The 25,521-nt window shown below is 72.5% G+C and carries 22 protein-coding genes; 7 read left to right on the forward strand and 15 right to left on the reverse strand.

What is annotated here, in order from left to right; translation table 11 throughout:
* Positions 1-78: 78 nt before the first annotated feature.
* The 5 genes from ABZW10_RS18050 to ABZW10_RS18070 all read left to right on the forward strand — a co-directional run bounded on the left by ABZW10_RS18050 (position 79) and on the right by ABZW10_RS18070 (position 4,638).
* On the forward strand, positions 79-516 hold the full coding sequence (locus ABZW10_RS18050; RefSeq protein ID WP_355366186.1) for a GntR family transcriptional regulator: 438 nt from the start codon (positions 79-81) through the stop codon (positions 514-516).
* The gene (locus tag ABZW10_RS18055) at positions 516-1,442 is read left to right on the forward strand and encodes an ABC transporter ATP-binding protein (protein ID WP_355366189.1); all 927 of its coding nucleotides are present in this window, start codon (positions 516-518) and stop codon (positions 1,440-1,442) included. Before ABZW10_RS18050 ends, ABZW10_RS18055 begins: the two co-directional genes overlap by 1 nt.
* Positions 1,439-2,410 (forward strand): hypothetical protein, encoded by a 972-nt coding sequence (locus ABZW10_RS18060; protein ID WP_355366192.1) that lies wholly within the window; start codon positions 1,439-1,441, stop codon positions 2,408-2,410. Before ABZW10_RS18055 ends, ABZW10_RS18060 begins: the two co-directional genes overlap by 4 nt.
* 233 nt (positions 2,411-2,643) lie before the next feature.
* On the forward strand, positions 2,644-3,090 hold the full coding sequence (locus ABZW10_RS18065; RefSeq protein ID WP_355366195.1) for an Rrf2 family transcriptional regulator: 447 nt from the start codon (positions 2,644-2,646) through the stop codon (positions 3,088-3,090).
* 87 nt (positions 3,091-3,177) lie between these two features.
* A complete protein-coding gene (locus ABZW10_RS18070; RefSeq protein ID WP_355366198.1) occupies positions 3,178-4,638 on the forward strand; it encodes an MFS transporter in 1,461 nt (486 codons plus the stop codon).
* Positions 4,639-4,731: 93 nt separating this feature from the next.
* Here the strand turns inward: ABZW10_RS18070 and ABZW10_RS18075 are convergent, their stop codons facing one another.
* The 9 genes from ABZW10_RS18075 to ABZW10_RS18115 all read right to left on the reverse strand — a co-directional run bounded on the left by ABZW10_RS18075 (position 4,732) and on the right by ABZW10_RS18115 (position 14,795).
* Complete coding sequence (locus tag ABZW10_RS18075; RefSeq protein WP_355366201.1) at positions 4,732-6,207, reverse strand: DEAD/DEAH box helicase; 1,476 nt, start codon at positions 6,205-6,207, stop codon at positions 4,732-4,734.
* 382 nt (positions 6,208-6,589) lie between these two features.
* On the reverse strand, positions 6,590-6,793 hold the full coding sequence (locus ABZW10_RS18080; RefSeq protein ID WP_045694210.1) for a cold-shock protein: 204 nt from the start codon (positions 6,791-6,793) through the stop codon (positions 6,590-6,592).
* Between the two features lie 663 nt (positions 6,794-7,456).
* The gene (locus tag ABZW10_RS18085) at positions 7,457-8,455 is read right to left on the reverse strand and encodes an alpha/beta hydrolase (protein ID WP_355366204.1); all 999 of its coding nucleotides are present in this window, start codon (positions 8,453-8,455) and stop codon (positions 7,457-7,459) included.
* 331 nt (positions 8,456-8,786) lie between these two features.
* A complete protein-coding gene (locus ABZW10_RS18090) occupies positions 8,787-9,644 on the reverse strand; it encodes a helix-turn-helix domain-containing protein (RefSeq protein ID WP_355366207.1) in 858 nt (285 codons plus the stop codon).
* Positions 9,645-10,369: 725 nt separating this feature from the next.
* Positions 10,370-11,332 (reverse strand): sugar kinase, encoded by a 963-nt coding sequence (locus tag ABZW10_RS18095; protein WP_355366210.1) that lies wholly within the window; start codon positions 11,330-11,332, stop codon positions 10,370-10,372.
* Positions 11,329-11,958 (reverse strand): bifunctional 4-hydroxy-2-oxoglutarate aldolase/2-dehydro-3-deoxy-phosphogluconate aldolase, encoded by a 630-nt coding sequence (locus ABZW10_RS18100; RefSeq protein WP_355366213.1) that lies wholly within the window; start codon positions 11,956-11,958, stop codon positions 11,329-11,331. Before ABZW10_RS18100 ends, ABZW10_RS18095 begins: the two co-directional genes overlap by 4 nt.
* 155 nt (positions 11,959-12,113) lie before the next feature.
* Entirely contained in the window at positions 12,114-13,259 is a 1,146-nt protein-coding gene (dgoD, locus tag ABZW10_RS18105) for a galactonate dehydratase (protein WP_355366216.1), read from the reverse strand.
* Positions 13,256-13,972 carry an FCD domain-containing protein gene (locus ABZW10_RS18110; RefSeq protein WP_355366219.1) on the reverse strand — a complete coding sequence of 239 codons (717 nt, stop codon included), beginning with the start codon at positions 13,970-13,972 and terminating at the stop codon, positions 13,256-13,258. The genes dgoD and ABZW10_RS18110 overlap by 4 nt, the downstream gene beginning before the upstream one ends.
* A gap of 55 nt (positions 13,973-14,027) precedes the next feature.
* Positions 14,028-14,795, reverse strand: coding sequence for an SDR family NAD(P)-dependent oxidoreductase (locus ABZW10_RS18115; protein ID WP_355366222.1), 768 nt, complete (start codon positions 14,793-14,795; stop codon positions 14,028-14,030).
* Between the two features lie 187 nt (positions 14,796-14,982).
* On the opposite strand from ABZW10_RS18115, the gene ABZW10_RS18120 reads away from it, so the two are divergent.
* Both ABZW10_RS18120 and ABZW10_RS18125 read left to right on the forward strand, forming a co-directional pair.
* Positions 14,983-15,288: a trypco2 family protein gene (locus tag ABZW10_RS18120; protein ID WP_355366225.1), complete on the forward strand. Its 306-nt coding sequence runs from the start codon at positions 14,983-14,985 to the stop codon at positions 15,286-15,288.
* Between the two features lie 13 nt (positions 15,289-15,301).
* Positions 15,302-16,918 (forward strand): trypsin-like peptidase domain-containing protein, encoded by a 1,617-nt coding sequence (locus ABZW10_RS18125; RefSeq protein ID WP_355366228.1) that lies wholly within the window; start codon positions 15,302-15,304, stop codon positions 16,916-16,918.
* A 23-nt stretch (positions 16,919-16,941) separates the two neighbouring features.
* Here the strand turns inward: ABZW10_RS18125 and ABZW10_RS18130 are convergent, their stop codons facing one another.
* From ABZW10_RS18130 to ABZW10_RS18155, 6 genes are all read right to left on the reverse strand, one after another.
* The gene (locus tag ABZW10_RS18130) at positions 16,942-17,664 is read right to left on the reverse strand and encodes a hypothetical protein (protein WP_355366231.1); all 723 of its coding nucleotides are present in this window, start codon (positions 17,662-17,664) and stop codon (positions 16,942-16,944) included.
* A gap of 70 nt (positions 17,665-17,734) precedes the next feature.
* Positions 17,735-19,465, reverse strand: a complete 1,731-nt coding sequence (locus ABZW10_RS18135; RefSeq protein WP_355366234.1) for a hypothetical protein — start codon at positions 19,463-19,465, stop codon at positions 17,735-17,737.
* Positions 19,466-19,469: 4 nt separating this feature from the next.
* Positions 19,470-21,146 (reverse strand): ATP-binding protein, encoded by a 1,677-nt coding sequence (locus ABZW10_RS18140; protein ID WP_355366237.1) that lies wholly within the window; start codon positions 21,144-21,146, stop codon positions 19,470-19,472.
* The gene (locus tag ABZW10_RS18145; RefSeq protein WP_355366240.1) at positions 21,143-23,584 is read right to left on the reverse strand and encodes a hypothetical protein; all 2,442 of its coding nucleotides are present in this window, start codon (positions 23,582-23,584) and stop codon (positions 21,143-21,145) included. Before ABZW10_RS18145 ends, ABZW10_RS18140 begins: the two co-directional genes overlap by 4 nt.
* Positions 23,577-25,220 (reverse strand): Mov34/MPN/PAD-1 family protein, encoded by a 1,644-nt coding sequence (locus ABZW10_RS18150; protein ID WP_355366243.1) that lies wholly within the window; start codon positions 25,218-25,220, stop codon positions 23,577-23,579. Before ABZW10_RS18150 ends, ABZW10_RS18145 begins: the two co-directional genes overlap by 8 nt.
* Positions 25,217-25,519 (reverse strand): hypothetical protein, encoded by a 303-nt coding sequence (locus ABZW10_RS18155; protein ID WP_355366245.1) that lies wholly within the window; start codon positions 25,517-25,519, stop codon positions 25,217-25,219. The genes ABZW10_RS18150 and ABZW10_RS18155 overlap by 4 nt, the downstream gene beginning before the upstream one ends.
* Between the last annotated feature and the right edge of the window lie 2 nt (positions 25,520-25,521).

Consider the following 25,521-nt stretch of genomic DNA (forward strand, 5'->3'; position numbering starts at 1 on the left):
TCCGGTGGCGGGCCGGGCGGGGCCCTTTGCGCTTTCTTGACTTGACGATCCGTCACCCAGCCGCTTATCTCTTTACCTATGGAACTAGATAAAGGTGCTGACCAGCCCTCTCCCATCGAGTTCCGCCTGGACCCGGCCTCCGGCGTCCCGACCTACCTGCAACTCGTGCAGCAGGTCGAACAGGCGCTGCGGATGGGCTGGTTGACCGAGGGGGACCGGCTGCCCCGGGTGCGCGAGGTGGTCGCCGGCCTGGCGATCAACCCCAACACCGTGCTCAAGGCGTACCGAGAGCTGGAGCACCGGGGCCTGGCCGCCGGTCGGCGCGGCCAGGGCACCTTCGTGCGCGGGCTGCCCGCCGGGGTGGTGCCACTGCGCGAACGGGCCGCGCTGCGGCGGGCGTTGCTGGACTGGATGCGCTCGGCGCAGGCCGCCGGGCTGGACGGAGGGGGGATGGTCGCGGTGTTCGAGGACGCGCTGCGCGACCTGCGCGAGGGCCGCAACGGGGTGGTGGCCTGATGGCGAGGGACACGGTGATCGACTGCGGCGGGATCGGCAAGCGCTACCGTCGCTCCTGGGCCCTGAAGGACTGCAACCTGGCGATCCCCGCCGGGCACGTGGTGGCGCTGGTCGGCCCCAACGGCGCAGGCAAGACCACCCTGCTCGGCCTCTTGGCCGGGCTCTCCCTGCCCACCGAGGGCGCGATGAACGTCCTCGGTGGCCAACTCCCCGGCTCCCCGCAGGCGTTGGACCGGATCGCCTTCGTCGCCCAGAACGCCGCACTCTACCCGGGCCTTCGCGTGGGCGACCTGCTCGCGATGGGCCGCCACCTCAACCGCCGCTGGGACGACGCCCGGGCGCGCACCCACATGGCGGACCTCGGCATCCCGATCGAGCGCAAGTACGGGCGCCTCTCCGGCGGCCAGCAGGCCCAGGTCTCGCTGGCCCTGGCCTTGGCCAAGCGCCCCGAACTCCTCCTGATGGACGAGCCGTTGGCTGCACTCGACCCGCTCGCCCGGCACGACTTCATGGCCGCGCTGCTCACGGCCGTCGCCGAGGACGGCCTCTCGGTGGTGTTCTCCTCGCACGCCGTCAGCGAGCTCGAACAGGCCTGTGACTACCTCGTCGTGCTCGGCGGCGGCCGGGTGCAGGTCGCGGGGGAGGTCGACGACCTGCTCGTCGGCCACCGGCTGCTCACCGGCCCGACCGCCGAGGCCGAGGAGGTGGCCGCCCGACTGCCCGTCGTGCGCGACCGCCGCGCCGGAGCGCAGTCCCACCTGCTGGTGCGCACCGGCGGCGCGGACGCCCCGGTCTCCGGATCATGGAGCCAACAGCGCGTCGGCCTGGAGGAGTTGGTGCTCGCCTACCTGCGCGAGCCCACTGCCTCCGCCCTCCCCGGCCCACGTGGGGCCGTCCCTACCGCCGAAGGAGCACTGCGCGCGTGAGCACGCTGACCGCGACTCCGGGCGTCTCCGCGCTCGGGGTGACCAAGGCCGCCGCCCTGCGGCATCGCACCGCCCTGCTGACCCTGTTCGGCGTCCTCTCCGCCCTCGGCGCCCTGCTGTGGGCGCACGGCTGGTACGTGCACGACGGCCTGGCGGCCACCGGGGCAGACACCTGCGACCCTGCGTCCGACGAGTGCGTCGCCATGTGGAAGGACTTCCTCCGGAAGTACGGCGCCGCGCTCCAGGTCGGCGACAGCATGCTCTACGTACTCGGCGGCGCGTTCGGCGCCTTCCTCGGGGGCCCGCTGCTGGCCAGGGAGTTCGAGCACGGCACCTTCCGCTTCGCCTGGACGCAGGGCGCCGGCCGCTTCCGCTGGACGGCCGGCGTGACGGCCGTCGCGGGCGCCGCGCTGGCGGCGGGGTCGCTGCTGCTCGCACTGGTGCTGACCTGGTGGAACGCGCCGCTCGCCAAGGAGAGCAGCCGCTTCGGGCGCGACCTCTTCGTCCAGGGGGCGCCGGTCATGGTGGCCCGCTCGCTGCTCGCCTTCGCCGTGGCCGTCCTCGCGGGCGCGGTGCTGCGCCGCACCGTCGTCGCGATCGGCATCGCCCTGGCGGTGTCGGTGGCGGTGCCGTTCGTGGCGGAGGCGGTGCGGTTCGACTACCTGCCGCCGATGGAACGCACCGTCCAGACTCTCAACCAGGTCACTACGGACCAGAGTTGGGTCTCCTCCGTCTGGTTCTCGGACGTGGCGGGCAACCGGTACACCTCGGACGAGTTCTATCGCAAGGTCGACACCTACGCCCAGGGTCGGGCGCTGTTGCGCGACGGCGCGTTCACCGCGCACGAGGTCTACCAACCGGCCGACCGCTACTGGCCGTTCCAGTACATCGAAGCCGGCTGGATGCTCCTGCTGGCCCTCCTCCTGGCCGCAGCGGCCCTGTGGTGGGTGCACCGCCGGGCGGTCTGACCCGGGGGGTTCGGAGCTCGCCTGGGGATCAGCCGTCAAACCCCCGGCATCCGTACAGCCGGACACTCCCGGCCTCCGTTCCGACCCTGCCGTCACCCTGGAGCGACTGACCGCCACCACCCGACGGGACGTCGCCCACCCCACGCCCGCGACGGATTGACACCCGAATCAAACCGCTACTAGCGTGGTTGCAGTTGGATGGGCGAGGCGGCCGTCGCAAAGGGGTCATCACCATGAGCATCAGCAGCAGGAGCGCCGTGGCGGTCCACGCGCTCACCATGCTGGGGCGCTGGGACCACTCACTGACCTCCGCGGAGATCGCGGAGAGCCTGGCCAGCAATCCGGTTCTGGTGCGGCGGCTCCTCGGCAGCCTGCGGGACGCCGGCCTGGTCTCGTCGACCGAGGGGCGCAACGGCGGCTGGTCGCTTGCCCGGCCCGCCCGCGAGATCACGCTCTACGACGCGTACGCGGCGGTGGAGACGGGGCCGATCCTGTCACGGCACCCGCATCCACCGAGCGCCGAGTGCGAGGTGGGGCGGAACATGCAGAAGCTGCTCGAGGCGGAATTCCAGGACGCGGAGCGGGCCATGAAGGAACGGCTCGGGCGGACGACGATCGCCCACCTCGTCCGGCAAGTACTGGCCAGTGAGCGCGAGCCGGCGCAACGCGCCACCAGCTGACCGATGGCGGAGGCACTGCCTCCGCCGTCCTTTTACCCTAACTGCAACCATCATGGTGGCAGAAAGTCACCCGGAGGGCGGCCTCGCATGACTTCCACGTCGACACCGACCGAACGGACCGGCTCGGGGAGGGGCTTACTCGCCGTCCTGATGCCGGCGATCCTCGCCACGGTCACCGCCAGCGACATGGTCAACCTGATGCTTCCGACGATCGGGTCCGAGTTCGGCGCCTCCGAGGCGGAACTCGCCTGGGTCGTCACCGGCTTCCTGCTGATGTTCTCCGTCGGGATCCCCCTGTACGGCCGCATCTCGGACCGGGTGGGCCTGCGCCGGCTCTTCGCGTTCGCGCTCCTCACCTACGCCCTCGGAAGCCTGATCTGCGCGCTCTCCCCGAACCTGGCCGCGCTCGTGGCCGGGCGGATCGTGACGGGCATCGGCGCGGCCGCGATCCCGGTGCTGTCGATCATCGCCGTCACGACGCTGCTGCCGCCGGAGCGGCGCGGTGTCGGGATCGGCGTCGTCTCGGCCGGTGCGGGCGTCGGCACCGCCGCCGGGCCGGCGCTGGGCGGCGGCATCGGGGAGGCACTCGGCTGGCCCGCGCTGTTCTGGAGCATGCTCGTGGTCTCGCTGCTGCTGCTGATCCCGGCCCTGCGGGTACTCCCGGACGAGGCTCCCCGGGGCTCGGGCCGGCTCGACCTCCCGGGCGGCGTCCTCCTCGGCCTCGGAGCCGGTCTCGTCCTGTTCGGCATGACCCGGGCGCAGGTCTCCGGCTTCACCGACCCGCTGTCCTGGGGCAGCCTGCTGGTCGCCGTCGCGGCGCTCGTGGTCTTCGGGGTACGCACCGTTCGGGTCGACCAGCCGTTCGTTCCGCCGTCGCTGTTCACCAACCGCGTCTACCGGACCGGCGTCCTCGTCGCGTTCCTGGCGATGGTCGTCAACCTCGGCGGTCTGGTGTTCGTCCCGCTGCTGCTCGTGGAGGTCGACGAACTCACCCCGGGCGAGGGCGCGTTGGTCATGATCCCGGCCGGCGTCGTGACCGCGCTCCTCTCGCCGTGGATCGGACGCCTCGCCGGCCGCGTCGACGCGCGGGTCCTGGTGCTCGTCGGGCTCGGCGTCATCGGGCTGTTCTCGCTGTTCCTCTCGTCCTTCGCCGGCGGCTCCTCGGTGGTCTTCGCCGGTGTCGGGATCCTTGGGCTGAGCATCGGCTTCATGCTCGTGATGACCACCGTCATCGGCTCCGCGGCGAGCGAACTGCCCCCCGAGCAGGTCGGGGTCGGCCTGGGGATCCTCCAGGGAGCCCAGTTCCTCGGGGCCGGTACCGGCCCGGCCGTGTTCGGTGTGCTGGTGTCCGCGAGGCGGCAGAGCGGCAGCGACGCCATCAACCCGCTCTTCTCCGGCCACCACGGCGCGGCCCACTCCGACGTCTTCCTGGCCATGGCCGCGGTCACCGTCCTCACGCTCGTCGTCGCGTCCCGGATGCGTCCCACCGCAGCGGCCGAGGCGGCTCCGGCGGTCGCGCCGGCGCGGGAAATGGACAGCCTCCGGTAGGAGCGCGACCCGCCCCGTCCAGGGCGCGCCGGATCCACCGCGTGCTGCTGGACGGGCTTGCGGGCCTCGCCGGTGCCGCGGTGTCCGCGCTCGTCACGGCCGGAGGTCGTCCGGGTGTCGCCGCCCGCCCGGGCGGGACGGTCGCGCCGGCCGGCGAATGCCGGAGGCGTTGCGGCGCGGGCGCTCGAAGGCGGGTTCGGCGATCACGACGGGTACGCCGGTGGGGACGCGGGCACCGGTGATGCGGGCGAGTTCCTCACCGCCGGCGAGGACCCTGGTGGTGACGGGGACGATGCCGGCCGAGGTCATCAGGCGGGCCGCCGCGCGGCGCTGGCTGGGCAGCACCAGCGTGACGACGGTGCCCGACGCGCCGGCGCGGGCGGTGCGTCCGCCGCGGTGCAGGTAGTCCTTGTGGTCGGTCGGCGGATCGAGGTTGACGACCAGGTCGAGGCCGTCGACGTGGATACCGCGCGCGGCGACGTTGGTGGCGATCAGCGCGGTCACCCCGCCGGTGCGGAACTGCTCCAGGGTGTGGGTGCGCTCCGGCTGGGACTTGCCCCCGTGCAGGGCGGCGGCCTTGACCCCCTGCGCGAGGAGAGCGTCGACCAGGCGGTCCGCTCCGTCCTTGGTGTCGATGAACATGATCACCCGGCCGTCGCGGGCGGCGATGTGGGCGATCGTGGCGCTCTTGTCGGCGTTGTGCACCTGCAGCACGTGGTGCTCCATGGTGCTGACCGCCGCCGCGGACGGGTCCACCGAGTGCGTGACCGGGTCCTTCAGGAAGCACCGCACCAGGCGGTCGACGTTGCGGTCCAGGGTGGCGGAGAACAGCATCGTCTGTCCACCGTCGGCGACCTGGTCGAGGATCTCGGTGACCTGCGGAAGGAAGCCCATGTCGGCCATCTGGTCGGCCTCGTCCAGGACGGTGACGCCGACCCGGTCCAGCCGGCAGTCACCGCGCTGGATCAGATCCTTGAGCCGGCCCGGGGTGGCCACCACGACCTCGGCGCCGCGGTTCAGCATCCACGCCTGGCGGCTGATCGACGTCCCGCCCACCACGGTGGCCGTCCGCAGGCGCACCGCATGGGCGTAGGGGGTGAGGGCTTCGGTGACCTGCTGGGCGAGTTCGCGGGTGGGAACCAGCACCAGGGCCAGCGGGCGACCCGGCTCGGCACGCCGGCCGGCGGTGCGGGCCAGCACGGCGAGGCCGAACGCGAGGGTCTTGCCGGAGCCGGTCCGGCCCCGGCCCAGCACGTCGCGGCCGGCCAGCGAGTTGGGCAGAGTCGCGGCCTGGATCGGGAACGGAGCGGTGACGCCCTTGCGGGCCAGCAGCGACAGGAGTGCCTTCGGCAGGTCCAGTTCGTCGAAGGCCTCGACGGGCGGCAGCGCGGGGGTCGTACTCACCGGCATCGCGAACTCGTCCGGGACGGAGGGGACCCGGGAAGGACCCCGGCCCTGGCCCCGGCCGCGGGACCGCCGGCCGTCGGCCGGGCCCGACGCGTGCGGGGCGGAACCGTCCCCGGAGCGGGGTTCGGTTCTCCGGTACGAGGAGCGACTGGAGCGGTTCATGCGGGAAGACCTTCCTTCGGGCGGCGCGTCACGAGGAAGGCTCTGCGGCACGGGGCCGGAGGAGACCGCAAGGGAACGGGCCGGAGACGCGGCGGGCGGAACGTGGACGGCGGACCCGTGGGACGCCTCGCCCGTGGGCGGAGCCTGCCGCGGAGGGCGGGCGTGGAGGGCCTTGGACCGCGAACCCTCACCGCGGGCGGTCGGACGTCGGCCCGAACGCGGCGGCGCGCGTCCCGCCCATCCGGTGACGGCCACCGACGGTCGGGGCCGGCGGCCCGACCGGGGGCGCTTCGACGGCGCCCGAAAACGCCGAGGGCCCGCACCGGGCAACATGTCTCGGTGCGGGCCCCTCGCTGCCGGGCGGGTGCCGGAGCAGCAGGAACTACAGCGGGCGGATGTTCTCGGCCTGCGGGCCCTTCTGGCCCTGCGTGACGTCGAACTCGACCTTCTGGCCCTCGAGCAGCTCACGGAAGCCGTTGGCGTTGATGTTCGAGTAGTGGGCGAAGACGTCCGGGCCGCCACCCTCCTGCTCGATGAAGCCGAAGCCCTTCTCCGAGTTGAACCACTTCACGGTGCCATTAGCCATTTAAAATCTCCTTCATGGGCTGTCCGAAACCCGCAGGGCGCGGACTTCGAGTCGCCGCGATGAGCACCCACCCGGGGAAAGAGCCGGGAAACAAAAATGCGCCTGCGAAACATCAGCAGGCGCACACAAAGTTCATGGGAACCACTACTGCAACTGATACCGACTGTAGCAGGCCGGGGCCCACAACGGGCGAACATTTCACCCCGGGTTTCGGAGGAGCCGACTCCGGGGCCGCCACGCCCCGCTGCCGATCCCGCCAACCCTCCAACGTCCCAGCTCACTTGAGGTGCCGATCGCGCGCCGCACGCCACCGGGCCCTCCCGGCAGGACGGGACATCCCACCGGAAATCTCCCCCGCGGACCCGGCCACGAGCGACACCGCGCGCCGTGGGGCGCACGGAGCGTGCCGTGGGCCACACGGATTTCGACGTCAACGACTTCCGGCGCTCCGGATGGTTCCGCCGCCGTGTTTTCCGACGACCGGCCGGAAAGCACGAAACGCGCAGCAGCCCGCCGCCCTCCGCCCACCAGCCCCTTCCAAGCGCGGCCTGAAGCACGGCCTGAAGCACGGCCTGAAGCACGGCGCAAGCGTCTCGCCCCTGGTGAGCGCGTCAACCACGACGGCCACGGCCGGGTCATCGGAACGGCTCCGACGGCGCCGCCTCACCAGGGCCGGCGGTGCAGGGCCATGTGGACGGTGTCCATGGCCTGGATCAGCGCGGCCCGGCTGGTCCCGGTGGGATGGAGCGCGCCGACCAGCAGGAAGCCGTGCATCACCCCCTGGTAGCGGGTCGATACCACCGGGACGCCGGCCGCGCGGAGCCGGGCGGCGTAGGCCTCGCCCTCGTCCCGCAGCACGTCGGCCTCCGCGGTGACCACGAGGGCCGGAGGAAGCCCCGCCAGCTGTTCCAGGGTGGCCCGCAGGGGCGCCGCGGTGGCCTCGGTCCGGCGGGACGCGTCGGGCAGGTAGTCGTCCCAGAAACGGCGCATGTGCGCGCGGTGCAGGAAGTACCCGGTCGCGAACCGGTGGTAGGAGGCGGTGTCGAAGTCCGCGTCCGTCACCGGGCAGAGCAGCACCTGGTGCAGCAGCCGCACGTCGCCGCGGTGGCGCGCGAGCAGCGTCACGGCCGCCACCAGGTTGGCGCCCGCGGAGTCGCCGACGGCGGCGATCCGGTCCCCCGCCAGCCCGATCGCGCGGCCGTGCTCGTGGATCCAGCGGGCCACCGCGTAGCACTGCTCGACGGCCACCGGATAGCGCGCCGCGGGCGCCCGGTCGTAGTCCACGTACACGACGGCGGCGTCCGCTCCGAGGGCGAAGTCCCGCACCATCCGGGCGTAGCAGGCGGCGTCGCCGAGCGACCAGCCCAGGCCCGGCAGGAGGAGTACCACCGGTGCCGGCTCGGAGGTGCCGGTGGGCCTGGTCACCTGGACGCGCACCCGACCGGTCGGTCCGCAGGGCAGGACGAGCCACTCCGTCTCGGTGCCGTACGGATCGTCCGGTTCCCGGTCGGCGTCCGGCTCGACGCTCGCGAGGCTGTCGAGGGCGAGGAAGGAGAGGTCCGGCAGTTCCGTCGCCGCCGCTCCGGCGCGGGCGTCCAGAAACTCCTGGAGCTCCCGGTCGAGCACCAGTCTTCGGGCCCGGTGGGGCGTGGGGTCGGACAACTCTTCTCTCCTGGCGTGATCGGAAAGGCGCTGCACGCGGCACGTGCCCCGGGTGTCCGCCCGGTCCACACCGAACGGAAGGTCACCCTCGGACGCCCCGAGCACGCGGCCCGACGCTACTGCCGGGAGTCGGCCCCAGTGGCCTGATCGTGCACGGATTCTATGCCGGGGCGAGCGGCCCGTCATCCGACGCCGGCCCGCAGCGCACCCCGGGGTCCGGGTTCCTCCTGCTCGGCGGACCGGACCGGGCCGCCCGTCCCGTGGCGCGATCGTGCACGATGGGGCAAGCCCCGGTGCACGGGGAGCACACGCGCGGGTCACGCGCGCGGGGTCAGCAGGGCCGACGGCCGTCGGCCGGTGCGGCGTAGGCCTGCCACTCCCGGGGCGAGATCCCGTAGGCGTCGCGGAAGGCCCGGCTGAAGTGGGAGTGGCTGACGAACCCCCACCGGTGCGCGACGGCGGCCACGCTGGTCGGCCGGCGGGACGGCCGCTCCAGTTCCCGGCGGCAGGCGTCCAGCCGGCGCTGCCGTACCCACTGGCCCACGGTCGTGCCGTCCTGCTGGAACAGCTTGTGCAGGTAGCGCACCGAGATGTGCTGCGACCGGGCGATCGACTCCGGCGCCAGGCCGGGATCGGCGAGGTTCTCCTCGATGTGGGCGCGGATCCGCGCCAGCAGGTGCGCCGAGCCGCTCGGATCCTCCGGGGCTTCCCGCTCCAGCAGCTCGGTGACCAGGACCGCGAGGATGTCGGAGGTGCTGCGCGCGAGGCAGTCGCCCGGCCGGGCCCGGTGCGCCGGCGCCCGGGTGGCGAGGGTCCGCAGGAGCTGCGAGGCGAGCGACCCGACCCCCTCGCTCCCCCGCGCCACCAGCCCGCCCGCCCGCCGGACGTCGTCGCGGCACACGCCCAGGTAGAAGCACGGGACGCGGTACCGGACCATCCGGCACCCGGCGTCCCACCGCAGGCCCGCCGGGTGCGGGGAGGTGCCGATCAACAGGTCCCCGGGGGCCAGCACGGTGCTGCTGCCGTGGCGCCGGACGAGGGCCGGACCGTCGACGTGCAGGACGACGTAGAGGCAGTCCTCGGGGTCGATGCCGGGAGGCGCGGAGAGGATGTCGATGCAGCCTTCGGCGTCCCGAGCGAGCCGCAGGTGCTCGTTCTCGGGGACGGGAGAGGGTCCCGACGGGATCACAGGGGGCTCCGATCGGTTCGTGGGGTGCGGGGTCGGGGGACGGCCGCTCACCGAACACCGTGATCAAGGTCGTCCCGGCGCCATTCATACAAGGACCGAAACAGGTCGACAAACGTTCAACAATCGCCGCTTCCGCAGCGCGAACCGGTCCGGACACGTCACCGCCAAGGGCGGCGCCCGCCCGTCGGACACGTCCGGGAACGCATGAAAGCGCGTACGGCGCAAGGGTCTTCGGCCCAGGGCGGCACGGCGACGGCAGCCGGGGCGGCCCGCCGGACCGGACAGGATCGACGGCAGGGCGCCCCCGTTCCGTCCCCTTCGGCCGCCGATCGGTGCGCGGACCGGCAGGTCGCGGTGCACCGCCGGAACATCGACCGCCGACGCACTTCCCGTGGCGCCCCGCAGGGGCCCGCGTCACCCTGGGGAATCGGCGGGTCGGCCCTGATCCAGGGCGACCTCCGCTTCGCCCCCGCCCTGACCACCACCGCCACCGACGGCGCCCCCGAGTGAGGGGCGGCTCGGACCGGCCCGGTCCGTTCCCGCACCTGGTAGGTTCACGCGGTGCGCGAGCCTTCGGTTCGTGCGGCAACACCGCGAAGGCACCCGCCGTACTGGTGCCCGCCGCAGGAGATCACCGGGCGGGAGATGCAGGCCGTCACCGGGGGTTCGCCCGGCGGCGGGGGTGGTGGCTGAAGCGGGCCGGCCCGGGTGAGCCCGGGGTCGCGCTACCTCAGGGTCGTGCCGGCGGGGAGGTCGAGCAGTGCGAGGTCGGCGCGCGAGGGCAGGCCCTCCCAGTCGCCGCGCGTAGCGACGGCGAACGCCCCGGTGGTGGCTGCCCGGGAGAGGCGGGCCTCGGCGTCGAGGCCGTCGAGCCGGCCGGAGAGGTAGCCGGCGACGAACGCGTCACCGGCTCCGACGACGTCCACCACGGGCACCCGGCGGGCGGGCACGCTGACCCGGCCGGCTGCCGTGGTGACGGTCGCGCCGTCGCCGCCCCTGGTGATCACGACGTCGCGGCGGCCCTCGGCGAGCAGCGCGGCAACGGCCTCCTCCTCGGGGAGCGAGGGGTCGTCGCAGACCAGGTGCAGTTCGTCGGCCGAGGCGACGAGTACGTCGGCGGACCGGGCGAGCGGCAGGAGGACCGAGCGGGCCCGGTCGGCGTCCCAGAGCCGAGCCCGGTAGTTGACGTCGAGGCAGATCGTCACGCCGAGTGCGCGGGCGTGGTGGGCGACGGCGGCGACGGTGTCGGCGGCGGTGGCGCTCAGCGCCGGGGTGATGCCGGTGAGGTGCAGCAGTCGCAGGCCGGGGGTGAGAGCGGGCAGGACGTCCTCGGCCCGGAGTGCGGACCCGGCCGAGTCACGGCGGTGGTAGGAGACCTGGACGAGGTCTCCGACGCGTTCCTCCCGCGCCATCAGTCCCGTGGGCCGGCCGTCCGGGTCGGTGCGGGCATGGCTGATGTCGACGTTCTCGGCGCGCAGGGTCCGCAGCACCAGGGCACCGAACTCGTCGTCGCCGACGCGGCCGACCCAGCCCACGCGGTGCCCGAGCCGGGTCAGGCCGATCGCCACATTGGACTCGGCGCCGGCCACGGAGAGCCGCATCGGGGCGCCGAGGCGGATCGGGCCGGTGGCGCGCAGGGCGGCCATGGTCTCGCCGAGGGTGACGACCTCGGGAAGCGTGGGGGTCATGCGGCCGCCGCCGTCCCGGCCAGGCGCTCGCGCCAGCGGGCGGCGCGGGCCCGCAGCGCGGTGAGGTCGCCGCCGTGTGCCGCGTCGCCGATCAGCGGTGAGCCGACGCCGACCGCGACCGCGCCGGCGGCGAGGAAGGCGCGGGCGAGGTCGGCGTCGATGCCGCCGACGGGGACGAAGGGCACCGTCGGGAACGGGGCGCGCAGCGCCTTCAGATAGCCCGGGCCGCCGAGCGAGGCGGGGAAGAGCTTGACCGCGAGGGCGCCGTGCTGCCGGGCGGTGATCACCTCGGACGGGGTCAGGGCGCCGATCAGCAGCGGGAGTTCACCGAGGTCGCCGGGGCGCAGGGCGCCACCGAGCCCGGGGGTGACGAGGAAGCCGGCGCCCGCGGCGGCGGCGCGGGCCGCGTCCTCGGCGGTGACGACGGTCCCGGCACCGAGTACGGCGTCGGCACCGAGCTCGTTCCGGGCCCGCTCGATCACCCACGCGGCGTCGTGCGTGGTCAGGGACACCTCGACGGCCGTGATGCCCTCCTGTGCGAGGGTGAGGACGGTGCGCAGCGCCGCTTCGCGGTCGGTGCCGCGCACGATGGCGAGGGTGCGGTGCGGTAAGGCGTCGAGATCCATGAGGTGAGGGCCTTCTCGGCTCGCGCGGGCGGTGGCGGTGATCCGCAGCTCCCGGCGCAGTGGGCCTGCACGGGTTCGACACCGATGCTGCGGTAGGGGGCGGGGAACCCGGCCGGGGTTGCGCCGGGCGGGGTGGGCCGGTGCCGGGTCGTCGGTCACCATTCCGCGAATGCTCCGTCCTCGTGGTGCCAGACGGGGTTGCGCCAGCGGTGACCGGTCTCGGCGGCGCGTCGTACCGCGTGCTCGTCGATGTCGATGCCCAGGCCCGGGCCGGTGGGGCGGGCGGCGTGGCCGTCGACGAAGCGGAACGGGGTGGGGTCGAGGAGGTGGTCGAGCAGGTCGTTGCCGCGGTTGTAGTGGATGCCGAGGCTCTGTTCCTGGATGAGGAAGTTCGGTGTGGCGAAGGCGATCTGGAGGCTGGCGGCGAGCGCGATCGGCCCGAGCGGGCAGTGCGGGGCCATCGCGACGTCGTACGTCTCGGCGAGGGCGGCGATGCGCCGCACCTCGGAGATCCCGCCGGCGTGTGAGAGGTCGGGCTGGGCGACGGCTATGCCGGAGGCCAGGACGTCGCGGAAGTCCCAGCGGGAGAAGAGCCGTTCGCCCACCGCGATCGGCACCGAGCTGGACTCGACCACGCGGCGCAGGTCGCGGGAGTGCTCCGGGAGGACGGGCTCCTCGACGAACAGCGGCTGGAGCGGTTCCAGCAGCGGGAGCAGTCTGCGGGACATGGCGGTGGACATCCGGCCGTGGAAGTCGACCGCCACGTCACGGTCGTCGCCGAGGACTTCGCGGACGGCGGCCACCCGGTCGACGACCTCCCGGGTGCGGGCCCGGGTGTCGATGTGCCGGAGCCGGCCGGACCCGTTCATCTTGACGGCCGTGAACCCGGCTTCGGCCTGGGCGCGGGCCTGCTCCGCGACATCGGCGGGGCTGTCGCCGCCGATCCAGGCGTAGACCCGCACGCGGTCGCGCACCGGGCCGCCGAGCAGCTGGTGGACGGGGACGCCGTGGACCTTTCCGGCGATGTCCCACAGCGCCTGGTCGATGCCGGCCACCGCACTGGAGAGCACCGGCCCGCCCCGGTAGAAGCCTCCCTTGGTGAGGACCTGCCAGTGGTGCTCGATCCGCAGCGGGTCCTGGCCGATCAGGTGGTCGGAGAGTTCGTGCACGGCGGCGCGGACGGTCCCGGCGCGCCCTTCGACCACGGGCTCCCCCCAGCCGGTGACGCCCTCGTCCGTCGCGACGCGCAGGAAGAGCCAGCGCGGCGGGACGAGGAACGTCTCCAGTGCCACGATCTTCATCCCGGGTCTCCCTGGCAGGTCGTGCGGAGGAGGTTGTGCAGGTCGTCCGTGGCCTGGGTCAGCAGCGCGGCCATGGCCCCGGCCGCGGCGCCGGGGTCCTGGGCGCGAACGGCCTCCAGGACCGCGCGGTGCGCGGGAAGGGGGTCGGCCCAGGTCTCGGCACCGTGCACGATCCGGTCGCGGACGCGCAGGCCCGCTTCGATGACCACGTCCATCCGGGTCAGCAACTCGTTGTGGGCGGCGGCCAGGAGGGTGCGGTGGAAGAGCAGGTCGGCCTCCACCAGGGCGTCGGCGTCACCGCCGGCCGCGGCCATCAGGTGCAGCGCTTCGGTGAGCCGGGCCAGGTCGTCGTCGTCGCGGCGCCGGGCGGCCAGTCGGGCAGCGGCCGGTTCGACGATGGAGCGGACCTCGGCCAGGTTGTCGAGGAAGCCCTCGTGCGGAACGCTCCGGCCCTGCCACCGCAGCAGGTCGCTGTCCAGCAGGCTCCAGTCGGAGCGCGGACGCACATAGGTGCCGCGCTTCTGCCGTGACTCGATCAGCCCTTTGGCGGCGAGGACGCGCAGGGCCTCGCGGACGACGGTCTTGCTGACGCCGAGTTCGTGCTCGATCCGCTCCGGGTACAACGAGGTCCCCTGCGGGTAGGTGCCGCGGACGATCCGCTCGCCGAGGATCTCGACGGCCTGTCCGTGCAGTCCGCGTGGCGGTCGGTTCACGTGCTCGCTCCCGTTCGCCGGTGTGCGGCCGCTCGGCCGAAGCCGGTCCTCCCCTTCATGCGGACGCCTTGACGACGGACCAGCCACCGTCCACCACGAGGGTCGTGCCGGTGATGTACGAGGCGTCGGAGGAGGCCAGGAAGGCCACGGCCGCGGCGACCTCCTCGGGTCGGCCGAAGCGCTTGGCGGCGGTCCCGGCGACGCTGGCAGCCCGGGCCCGCTCGTCGACGCGGTCCCAGGCCGCCGTCATGATCGGGCCGGGGAGCACGGTGTTCACCCGCACCTGCGGCCCGTACTCGACGGCGAGTTGACGTCCCATGGCACACAGGGCGCCCTTGGCCGCGGCGTACGCGGGGTGGCCCGGGATGCCGACGAGCGCGTGCACCGACGAGGTGAGCACCAGCGCGCCCTCGCTCGTGCGCAGCTGCCGCGCGAAGGCGCGCACGGCGAGCCAGGAGGCCTTGAGCGTGACGGAGAGCTGCCGGTCCCACTCCGCTTCGGTGAGCTCGTGAGCCGGCTTGACGGTCACGGTGAAGGCATTGCTGACCAGCACGTCCAGTCGCCCGTAGCGGTCCTGGACGTGTGCAGCCAGTGCGTCCCACACGGCGGCGGCGGACACGTCACCGTGCCGGTACTCGGCCCGGCCGCCCTCCCGGGCGATGGACTCGACCAGCGCCCGGCCGGCGTCGTCGTCGAGGTCGACGGCGACCACCGCGGCGCCCTCGGCGGCCAGCCGCCGGGCCGTCGCGGCGCCGATGCCGTTGGCGGCGCCGGTGACCAGGGCGACCCGGTCCTGGAATCTGCGGCCTGTCTGCTCGGGCATGGCCTCACCGTAGCCCTTGGCATTAATGATGGAAATATCTCGCGCAGGGCTCGGTGGCCGTGGGCTTCGACGACAGGATCCGACTCGGTCGGGCGGCACCCGCAACAAGCCGCGCATACTCCTGACGCACCCTCATGGAATCGAATATCATCGGACATCCGAGTCGCGGACGGGTGGGGAGCGGATCATGACCCAGATCGGATTGACCCAGGCCATCGAGCAGTTGAAGCTCGAACTCCAGCAGGCCATCGCGGCCAATAGGCCCGGGTCCCTCCAGTTCCCGGTGAAGGGCGTGGAGATCGAGCTGCAGGTCGGCATCACCAAGGAGGGCGGCGCGAACGGCGGCATCAAGCTTCACGTGCTGTCGCTCGGCGCCTCCGGCAAGTACGCGAAGGAGTCCGTCCAGACGATCAAGCTGTCGCTCGGCGCGCCGGTCACGGCGACCGGGGAACCCGTCAAGGTGTCCGAGCAGGCCAAGACGCTGCCCAAGTGAGCAGACGGCACACGTGAGCTCTCCGAGCTTTCAGCCGCTCTACGTCGAGACCGCGCAGTACGACGGCGAGTTCTGGATCCTGGGGTCCGGCTATCTGATCGGCGGCCCCTGGGTCCTGACGTGCAGCCACAACCTGACGTCCGGGGACGTCATGGTCCGCGGCTACGAGGCTTCCGACGAGTCCGGCTGGTCTCCTGACGCGGCGCCGAAGTACACCTGGCAGGCGTCCGTGGAGCTGTCCTGCGATCCGGACGTCATCGACCTGGCCCTGCTGAAGCTCAAGGACGGGCCGGCCGGGATCCCGCGCGCCCGCTTCGCGCGGCTACCGCGCAACCAGGTCGTCCGCAATGCCCGGAGCATAGGCTTCCCGCACTACGGGCAGACGCAGAACGACCAGGGCGAGCAGGTCAGGACCCGGGTGCACCTGTACGGGGACATTCCGACCGAGGACTCCAGGGACAGCGGTCTGCTGACGTTCAACGTGGAGAAGCCGCCGAGGTACCTCCCGGAGGGCTCGCGCTACAGCGGCATGTCCGGTGCCGCGGTCACCGTGGGCGGGCAGGTGGTCGGCGTGGTCCGCCAGGACGCCAAGCGTGATGCCTGGGCCCTCTCGATCGTGCCGCTCACCAGCCTGGGCGCGCTGGACTCGGAGACGCTGGGTCGTTGGCAGGAGATTCTGGGCGAGGAACTCGGCACCCTCACCACAACGGAGAGTCCGCCCGAGGACAGACCGGTGCCCGAATCCCGGGTCCCGCCGAACCGAGTGCCCCTCGCTCCGCCCGGCACGTCCGCGACAGTGCTCGTGGTGCCGGACTTCGCGGTCCTCACCCGTCCCGACAACGCCGAGGTCTTCGAGAGCATGCTCGCCGACCTGCTCAGGCTGCGGGACACCTACGGCTACCTCAAGCCCCAGGTGGTGCTGATACCCGGGGGGCTGGTGCACGAGCCGTCGACCGAGGCGTACCGCACGGGGAGCCTGGCGCTGAGCCGACTCCTGACGGCCCTCGAACTGACGCCGGACCAGCTCGTGGTGGCGCCGGGACCCAACGACGCCTGGTTCATGCCGGACGGGGAGAAACGCTGGGACGATCTGATCGGCATGCTCAACGGCCTCGGCGCCGTGCCCGCGCCCGACCGGCTCACCCGGGAGCGCCCGTGGGCCTGGCGGGAGTTCGCCGCGCAACGGATGGCCATTGCCGTGCTCAACTCCGGCATGTCCCAACGGGGTGAGCACCGGGCGCGGCTCGGCCGGCTCCAGCTCGACGACCTGGCCGCGCTCGCCCAGCGCCGGCGGGCGGAGGGCTGGCTCTGCGTGGGCCTGGTCCACGGCTCGCCCGCGCACCCCGAGACCGAACGCATCGCCGACTCGGACCTGTTCGGCGAGCTCCTCGGCCCCCACCTCCATCTGGTCGTGCACGGCAGCCCACGGCCCTATCCGCACCGCTTCGACCATCTGGGTTCCCTGCCGGTGATCGGCGCCAGCGGCTACTCCACCGGCGGCTACCAGATCCTGGACCTCGGGCCCAACCCCACCCTCTGGGCGAGGATGTACAACCCCAACCGCGAGGAGTGGACCGGCGACACCGATGTCGGCGTCGAACCGCACCAGTGGTCACGCCGGATCTGGTGAACCGGGTGTCGCCGGTCGCAGGTCTACTCCTCGTCGGGTTCCCGTGCGGCCGAGTACAGTCGGTTGAGGGCCCGTAGCCGGAAGTTGATCCCCAGGGTCCGGTCGGCGCTGACCTCGGCCAGCTCCTCCTGAACCGCGGCGGCCAGGCTGGGTTCCAGGGCCACCAGACGCAGGGCGATGTCGACCTGGGCCTCGCTGCGGGACGCGAACAGCCGGCTGACGGTCGCCGCCCCCGTCTTGTCGTTGCGCAGCTGGTCCCTCAGCAGGCCGAAGTTCTTCCGGTAGAGCAGATCGACCCGGTTCAGCAGTGCCGTGCGAAGACGTCCCCACCCGCTCTCCGGCCCGTCCTCGGGCTCCAGTGCCGCGGTCATGTCGATGAACTGCTGCCAGCGCAGCAGTTCATTGATCTTCTCGGTCGAGGAGGAGCTCCTTCCGCCGATCCCCCCGAAGGATTCGGTTTCGACGTCCTTGATCCGGGTGAGCGTACCGTCGGCGTAATAGCGCTCGATGCTGGAGAGCCGGTCCCGCGCGGCCTCGCCCAGTGGGACGGGGATGCGGGTATCCGGCCCGAACCGGTTCTGGAGGATCACGTCGACCGACAGCTCGCCGCGTGCGAGCCGGTCCCAGTCGAGGTTGACGGTCGGCTTGAGCGTCGTGCCGGTGAAGTCGGCGACGAGTGTGAGCGAGGCGCCCAGCTCCGACTCGATGCCCTGCTCCAGCTCCGCACCCACCTCCTCCTCGGTCACCGGCGCCGACGGCTCCGCCTCCGGCTGTCCCGCCGGTCGTTCGGGGACGGGAAACCGGTCTGCGCTCCGGTCATTCATCACCGTCCTCCTGGTTCTCCGGCGGCTGAACGGGCGGGCGGGGCCTGATCTTCATCGCGAAGTCCGTCTCGCGCAACTTCGGGACGATGACGAAGTCCTCGTCGTCGTGCCCGATCCGCCCGATTCCGGTCGCCGCTTCGAGGTACCTGTCGACCACGTTGTTCCACGTGTCGTCCAACTCCGTCGCCGAGACCTCCCGGCGCTCCGAGCGTGGGTGCGCCGACTGCACGATGTCAAGCACCAGTGTCTCAAGCGCCTCCTCCTCGAAGCCGGGGGGAACCGCGTGCCCCGACGCCGCCGGTTCCGCGATGTCTCTCGCGAACCTGTCGAGGGAGGCGCTGTCGGCCGACAGGTCGTTCTGGTCGAGGCTGTCACCGAGCCACAGCTTGACGTTCTGGTAGCGGCGGAAGTGGGATTGCGCGAACACGCCCTCACCACGCCACTGTTCACTCGCCCACTGCGACATCCAGGTCGGGCAGAACAGCGTCAGACGGCAGCTGCTCCTGCGTCGGCACTCCTCCACCCAGAGCTCGGCCGCATTCTCCAGCAGCGTTCGCCAGGAATCGTCGCCCTCGGCCGGCAACTCGCCGGTGTAGCAACCGATCACATGCTGCTCGACGGGTCCGGCGAGCTGAGCCGTCAGGGCGATCAGCAGTTCTCGGAGATGTCCGCCCTCCTTCCGCACGGTCATCCCGCCGCCCACGGCCAGCTCGCGATCCAGCCACTCCGCGGCGCTCCGACGCACCTGCTCGCTCTCCACACCCACGATCCTGATCTCGCGCTGTTCCTGGTGCCTGGCGAGATCGTCCAGCTCGGCCCGGGCCAGCATCGGCTGAACCGGGGAGCTGCGCGGGCGCCACAGGGCACCCGCGCCGCGGCCGTGGGTGGCGGCCACGGAGCCGAGCAGCGGCATCGAGGCCTGGTTGAAGGCGTCGGCGACCCTCTCGAACCAACCCCCGTTCGCCATGACGCGAACTTCCTCGTCTCCCTCGGCCTCCTCGTACTCGAAGAGCGGATTGGCCTGGAAGTCGTCGAAGACCGTGTGCCGTCCGATGCGGTGAACGGTGAGATCGTGCGTATCGGGGACCATCCAGTGCAGCGGCGCGTTCTTGCTGCACCATCCCCAGCAGTAGACGTCCCGGTAGTCCTTCAGGTACTCCTTGAGCTCCGTCTCCATGTCCGTGATCCGCGTCTTCAGCCTGCGAAGGTCCTCCGACTGCGATTTCTTCAGACTGTTCCAGTAGTCGGTGAGCAGCGCCGCGCCGATGTCGACGAAGAGCGGCCTCGACCTGCCGCCGCGACGGAAGGCCGAGCGGATGGACTCCCGCGAGTGGGTCTCCAACGAGATCTGCTCGAGGTCGTCCACACCGTTCTGCAGGGTACTGAACAGCCTCAGGCCGGGGTCACCCGCGATCACACAGCTCAGCCGGCCGGAATTGAGCAGGCCGGCGACAACTTCGATCGCCCTGAGATCGATGTTGCCGACGGGCGCGGTGATGCTCCTGGCGAAGTCCAGGGCATCGCTCACCAGGGCATTCCGGTTGGTCAAGCCGGCCACGGGGCCTGCGATATTGGCGTAGCTGTTGCCCGCCAGGGTCTCCGTCAACCCGAGGTGGTCGGGATGTCCGAGCAGCCGGGCGGTGCCGTCGAAACCCAGGACGAGCACACCACGGTGCGTCCTGTCGGTCAGCAGGTAGGCGATCAGCTCACTGATTCCGTCCACCGGTTCACCCGCCCAGCTGCCGGAGGAACGAGAGGTCCAGCGAGGGCTCCTCCGTCCAGGCGTCCAGGGGCACCACACCGTTCTGCCGCTCGGCGGACAGCGGATCGAGGTACGGCCCGTACCTGCGGTCCAGATCGGTGGCCATCGTGTCCTGGCCGATCCTCGTGAGCGCGGCCCGCGACTCCCGGACCCACTGCTGCAGGTGCATCCGGCCCTGCCCCTTCTTCTCCTCGTCGAGGGCGCGCATCAGCGCCTCCTGGCCGAGTACGGCGTCCGCGCCACCGTCCGAACCCACGAGCAGGTTGTCGACGGCCCGGGAGACGGACTTCTGGATATCGCCCGGCGTCAGGCCGTGCGAGTGCCGGGCCAGGGCCGCGACGTCGATGTCGGGCGAGCACAGCCGTTGGGCGACCCGGGCGAGGTGGATCCGGAAGATCTCCACCCGTGTGGACTCGTTCGGCAGTTCCACCGGGATCACCCGGTCGAAGCGGCGCAGCAGCGCGAGGTCCACCGACCACAGGCGGTTGGTGCAGCCGAAGAAGAGCAGCGCGGCGTTCTGCTCCTTGAGCCGGTCCACCTGCTGCAGGAAGTGGCCGGCGAACTCCTGGCGGAAGTCCTGGCTGATGGACTCCCGGTTCATGCCGAGCCCGTCGATCTCGTCGCAGAACAGCAGGGAGGGCTGCGCGTTCAGGGCCCGGTCGAACGCCTCGGCCAGTCTGGACTCGCTCTCGCCGACGTACTTGCCGTAGATCTCCTCCATGCGCAGGCGGAACAGCGGCAGCTCCCGTCCGTGCCGACGGCGGTACTCCCCGGCGAACGCGCGCACGACGTAGGTCTTGCCACAGCCGGAGGGACCGAAGAGCAGCAGGGAGCGGGTGGCCGGCTGGCCGAACTCGGCGAGCCGGCGTCGCGTCTCCCCCACATCGGGGTCGCCGAGGTAGACGTCGAAGATCTTGCGCAGCTCGGAGCTGAAGGAATCCGCTCCGTCGATGCCGCCCACGGTGTCGAAGGCCGGCTCCTGCGAGGCCGGGCCGACCGCGCCCGTGTCACGCGGTCGCGCGGCGGGGAGCGTGGCCGGGAGGCGGGGGTGGTCGGGTACGAGGCCGGCGAGCAGCTGGAGATCGGCCAGCGAGCGGGCCGAGTCGCCGGCGAGCTGCCACCGGTGGGACCTGGCCGCGAGGACCTCGGCGCGCAGGCCGTCGCGGACGACGGCGGGCAGCGTGGAGACCTCCAGCATCCGGTCGAGACGGTCGCAGAGGCCGGTGTCGGCCTCTTCCGTTCCCCGGCCCGACTCGACGTCACCGAGCAGGCCGTGCAGGGTTTCCGCCAACCGCCGGCGGACCTCCGTCTGCTGGGTGCTGCGGCCGAAGGCCATGAGGAGGTAACGGACCGCTTCCTCGGGCTCGCCCTGTCTGAGGGCGACCTCCGCGCGCAGCGCCGCGGCGTCGGAGGCGGCGCCGTTGATCTCCAGTGCCCGGTCCAGGTCCGCGGCCACCAGCTCCAGGACCTCCTCGTCCAGGTCCTCCGCGTCCTGCATGAACACGTAGGCCCGGGCGTAGTAGGGCTCCCACGCCGAACCGTCCTCGATGATCGCCTCGGTGAAGGACTGCATGGCCAGGACCGGGTCGCCCGAGTCGAGGGCCTCCAGACCTTCCTCGTACGCTTCGCTCGACTCGCTCATGCCGCTCCCCAACCCGCCGGCTCCGTGGGCCAGACGACGAACCTCGGGCCCTGTTCCCTGCCTTCGGACATCCTGAAGTGTGCTGCGCCGCCGAGTCCGGGCGGATCGGCGGACAGGCTGTGAAGTCGGGCTCCTGCCGCGATCTCCAGGAGCCCGACACGCTCGCGGGGAAGCGCGCCGACCAGCAGCTCGTCGAAGCCCCGGACCGCACCGAGCGCGGCGGCGGTCGGCTCGACGGCCGAGGCGACCAGAGCGTGCCGCCCCGGCCCGACCAGCGCTGCCGGCAGGTCCGCCTCCACCGCCGCGTCGATCAGCACGCAGACGCCGGGCGGGCTGCCGAACCGCCGTGCGTCGCCGCGCCTCCACAGCCGGGACGGCCGAGGGCGGTCGCCGCCGCTGGCGCTCCCCGCCGGGGACGACGGTTCGGGAGAGGGCGTGCGCTCCTCCGCGGCCTTGGCCGCTTCGATGATCTCCCTGTCCAGTGCTTCCTCGCGGCGCTTGAAGGCGAGCGGAGTGGACATGAAGTCCTCGTCCGCGCTGCTCGGGGACGGCGGGTCCGCGGGCCGGTCGGCGTCCGCCAGCAGGGTCTCGACGCAGAGGGCGAGCTGGAGCGTCGCGGTGAGCCGATCGCCCACCGGGACCTCCAGGCACGCCGCCATGCCCGCCCCCGGGAGCGGCCGGGGCGGAGTCGCCCAGGCCAAGGACAGGGCCCGGGCCACGGCGCGCACCGCGAGCTCCACCCGGTCGACCAGGAACACGGCGCGGCGCAGGTCCAGCGCCCTGTCGTAGCGCAGGCCGGCGGCCCTGTCGACGGCGGCGCACGCGAACTCGCGGACCTTCTCCGCCGAGTCCCTCCACACCGACCGGGTGCTGTCCTCCAGTGCCTCGACGACCGGCTCCAGGCAGGCCGCGGCGGCCGGATCCGGGCACGGCGGCAGACCGTCGGCCAGCACCGACCGGACTGTCGCACGCATCGCGGCGGACCGTGCGATCTCCCCGGCCCACGGCCGGTCGGCGCCGCGCCTGCCGGTCGTGTCCAGCCGGTGCCACCTGTCGTTGACGCCCGCTTCGACCGAGCGCTCGGGCCGCACCAGCAGGACCGTCCAGCCGGCCGCGGCCAGATGGGCTCCGACCCGGGCCAGTACCCGCCCCTCGAAGGGCGGCCCGAGGAGCAGGACCCTGCTGCCCTCCCCGACCCGCAGCACGGCCTGTCCACCGCCGTCGGTCATCCCGATCGGGATGTCGACCCGGGGCGCGGTCGACGAGGGCCGGGGCGTGCCGCCGCGGGCCGGTGGCCGGGCCGGTCGGAGGGGGCGGCCTCCGATCCGGTCCACGGTGCCGATCGCCACGCGCCGCGGGCGTCCGCCCAGGACCGGAGCTCGGGGATTCGGCGGGACGGGCATCCTGGGCGCCCGGAACCAGCCGCTCTCCCGGGCGGCCCAGGCCACCTGCCGCCGCAGGGCGTTGTGGTGCGTGCCCAGCGGGCCGCCGCCGAGATTCCCGAGGAAGTCGGGCACGAATCCGGCGGAGTCGTTCTCCAGGAGCCAGGCCACCAGCCGGAGCCCGCCGTCGAACACGGCGAACTCGCCGTCGGCGGACCGCGGGTCCAGGGTGATGTCCTTGAGGAATCCGAGCTCCCGCGCGCCCTCCGCGAGCACCTCCTCGTCCCGGCTCAGCTCCCGCTCGCTCCGCTCCGGGACCCGGTCGGTTCCCACGGCGAGGCGGAAGCACGCGTAGGCTCCCGGCCGGTCCCCCGCGCGCTGCAGACTGAGGCCGGCCAGGACGAGCAACTCCCGTCGGTGGGTGCTCCGTACCGCGATCCCGCGGGCGGCGATGTCCAGCAGCACCTGCTCGACCACGATCCGGGGCTCGCCGAGGTAGTGGAAGGCATGGGCCAGCCAGGTGGTGAACTCCCCCTCGGCCCGGGGCAGTCCCCAGGCGATCCGGGACAGCGGCAAGGTCCGGTTCTGCCAGGGCTCCAGCGGTGCGTCACCGAGGATCGCGTTCAGGCGCCTGAGGCCCGCATCGGCGTCCCGGGGGCCGATCGGCCAGGGCGGGGCCTGCCGCGGGGGCGGTTCGCCCTCCGCGCAGATGCGTGCCTCGAGCCGGACCAGCGCGGCGATGTCCTCCCACGCCACCGCTCCGTCCGTCCTGAGCTCACGGGCGTGCCGGGCGCACCTCAGTGCGAGCCCCGGCGACCCGCACGCGTACCAGGCGTCCGCGAGCGACCGCCACCACGCCAGATCCGTCCGGCGGTCGTCCGCCAACGCCCGCTCCAGCGTGGACAGGTGCGCGTCGAGGTCGGGGTGCGACGACGCCTCGCCCTGCGCGGACACGGCCGGCGCAGGCGGACCGGCCCAGCCCATGGTGCCGGCGAACGCCTCCGCGAGCCGGCCGAGGCGGGCCCCGGCCGGTTCCCCGGTGCGCGGGTCAGCCACGGTGGAGGACCCCTTCGGTCTGCAGGTAGACCTTTCCGGAGCCGTCCCCGCTGATCCCGGTGATGCGGTCGTCCTCGTCCTCGCACACGACGTGGTGGACCAGTTCGAGGGTGTGGAGATCGAAGAGGCACAGTTCGCGCCCTCCCCCGTCGTCGAACAGCACGTGCCACCCCAGACCGCTGACAGCGGCCTGGACGACCGGCTTCCCGTTCCAGGGCCGCGGGAGCTCGGCGGCGGCCGAGGGGGCCCAGCCGTCCTCCACCGCCTTCCAGGTCCGCAGCGTCCCCTCCTCGTTCGCGAGGAGCACGGGCGGCGCGAGCGGGCCTCCGAAGCCGTTGTCGCCGACGAAGACGCTCCCGGGGCCGGGCAGCGGCCCGGACGCGCGGGCGGCAAGGACGATCTTCCCCTCGGGCCCGGCGGTGCACTCGTACCGGTACCAGGTCGAGGCGGAGCGCAGCCAGAGCCCGTCCTCGACCGGCACGATCTGCTCCGGGGCGCCATCCGTGTCGGGCAGGTCGGCACCGTTCACCTCGAAGGTGAGGTCGCCCTTCCGCAGGGCGGCGGTGTCGATGACGGGGAACCGGATCAGGCCCGACCCGGTCAGCACCCAGACGTGGCCGTCCGGCGCGTGGGCGACACAGACCGGGGGCGCCTCGGCGCGCACCGAGAAGGTGTACAGCGAGGTCAGGTCCAGGCGTTGCAGCCTCTGCTTGTCCAGGGAGTAGGCGCAGTAGTCCGTGCCGCCGATCGAGATCAGGCCGCGCAGCCCGGACGCCCTGGCGAGCGGTGTCAGGACGTCCGACGGCCGCCTGAACCGGGCCAGTCGGCGCTCGAACTCCTCCAGGTCCGTGACGGCCCGCGGATCGGCGGACACCGCCTTCGCCGCGCGGACCAGGAACCGCACCGTCGCCAGGCCGGATTGCTCCGCCCGGTCCTCGGCGAGCTCGTGGAACAGGCGGGCGACCGCGCCGTCCGTCGGCATGCCGAGCAGGGGCAGCAGTTCCGCGAGCGCGGGCGGGCCGTCCTGCTGCTCCCGCAGTCCGCAGGAGGCCAGGTACCTCTTCTGCGCCGACGCCGGATCGCCTCCCGTGGCCACCGCGAGCTCGTAGTCGTTGATCTCGACGAGCTCTGCGCCGCGCATCCGCCAGAACCCGGCCGACCGGCCCCGCGAACCGATCGAGGCCACGCAGGAGACGTACCACGGTTCGGGGAAGTGGTCCTGGTGCAGACGGTGGTCCAGGTCCGACATGAAGGGGTCGCCGAAGGTGTGCGAGTGGTACCAGCCGACCACGTACTGGTCCGGCCGCTTCTCCAGCCGTTCGAAGATCGCCCGGATGGACCGCTGGTCGAACTCGAAGTGCGAGGCGCTGCTGTCCCGGCTCGGCATCGCGACGTAGTCGTCGACCTCGACCAGGTAGCGGTCGCCGGTGCGGTAATGACGCCCCACCAGGACGCCCCCGATCTCCTTGGTCGGGCTGGCACCGGCCTGCATGCGGATGCCGTTGAGCATCCGCTCGCGCACCACCAGGCGCAGGCCCGGGCCGGCCTCCAGGAACCGGTCCAGCGGCGGTGGACGGTCCTGCGGCAGCTCCCGCCGCACCGGTGAGATCGTGAAGCCCGTCTCGTCGACGCTCATCGGGCATCGGCCGCCTGGCCGGCCCGGGCCTGCCGGGTCATGACGAGCGTGTCGTGCGGCTGCACCCCGGCGCCGGCCAGCGTCTCGGTCTCGTTGAGGAAGCGGTCGCCCTCCCGCCACATCAGCCGGTAGGGCACTCGCCTGCCGTTGTCGTCCTGCTCCCGGAAGGGCATGCCGGGGGTGGCGATCAGCTTGACGATGATCGACTGGACGAGCACGGTGTCGGGCAGTTCGAGGTCCCACTGTTCGGTGACCATCGTGGTGGCGAGGACGACGGGGATCGGGTTCTGCGCGGTCATGG

It is taken from the genome of Kitasatospora sp. NPDC004723, from assembly GCF_040609255.1.
In the GTDB taxonomy this organism is placed as follows: Bacteria; Actinomycetota; Actinomycetes; order Streptomycetales; family Streptomycetaceae; genus Kitasatospora.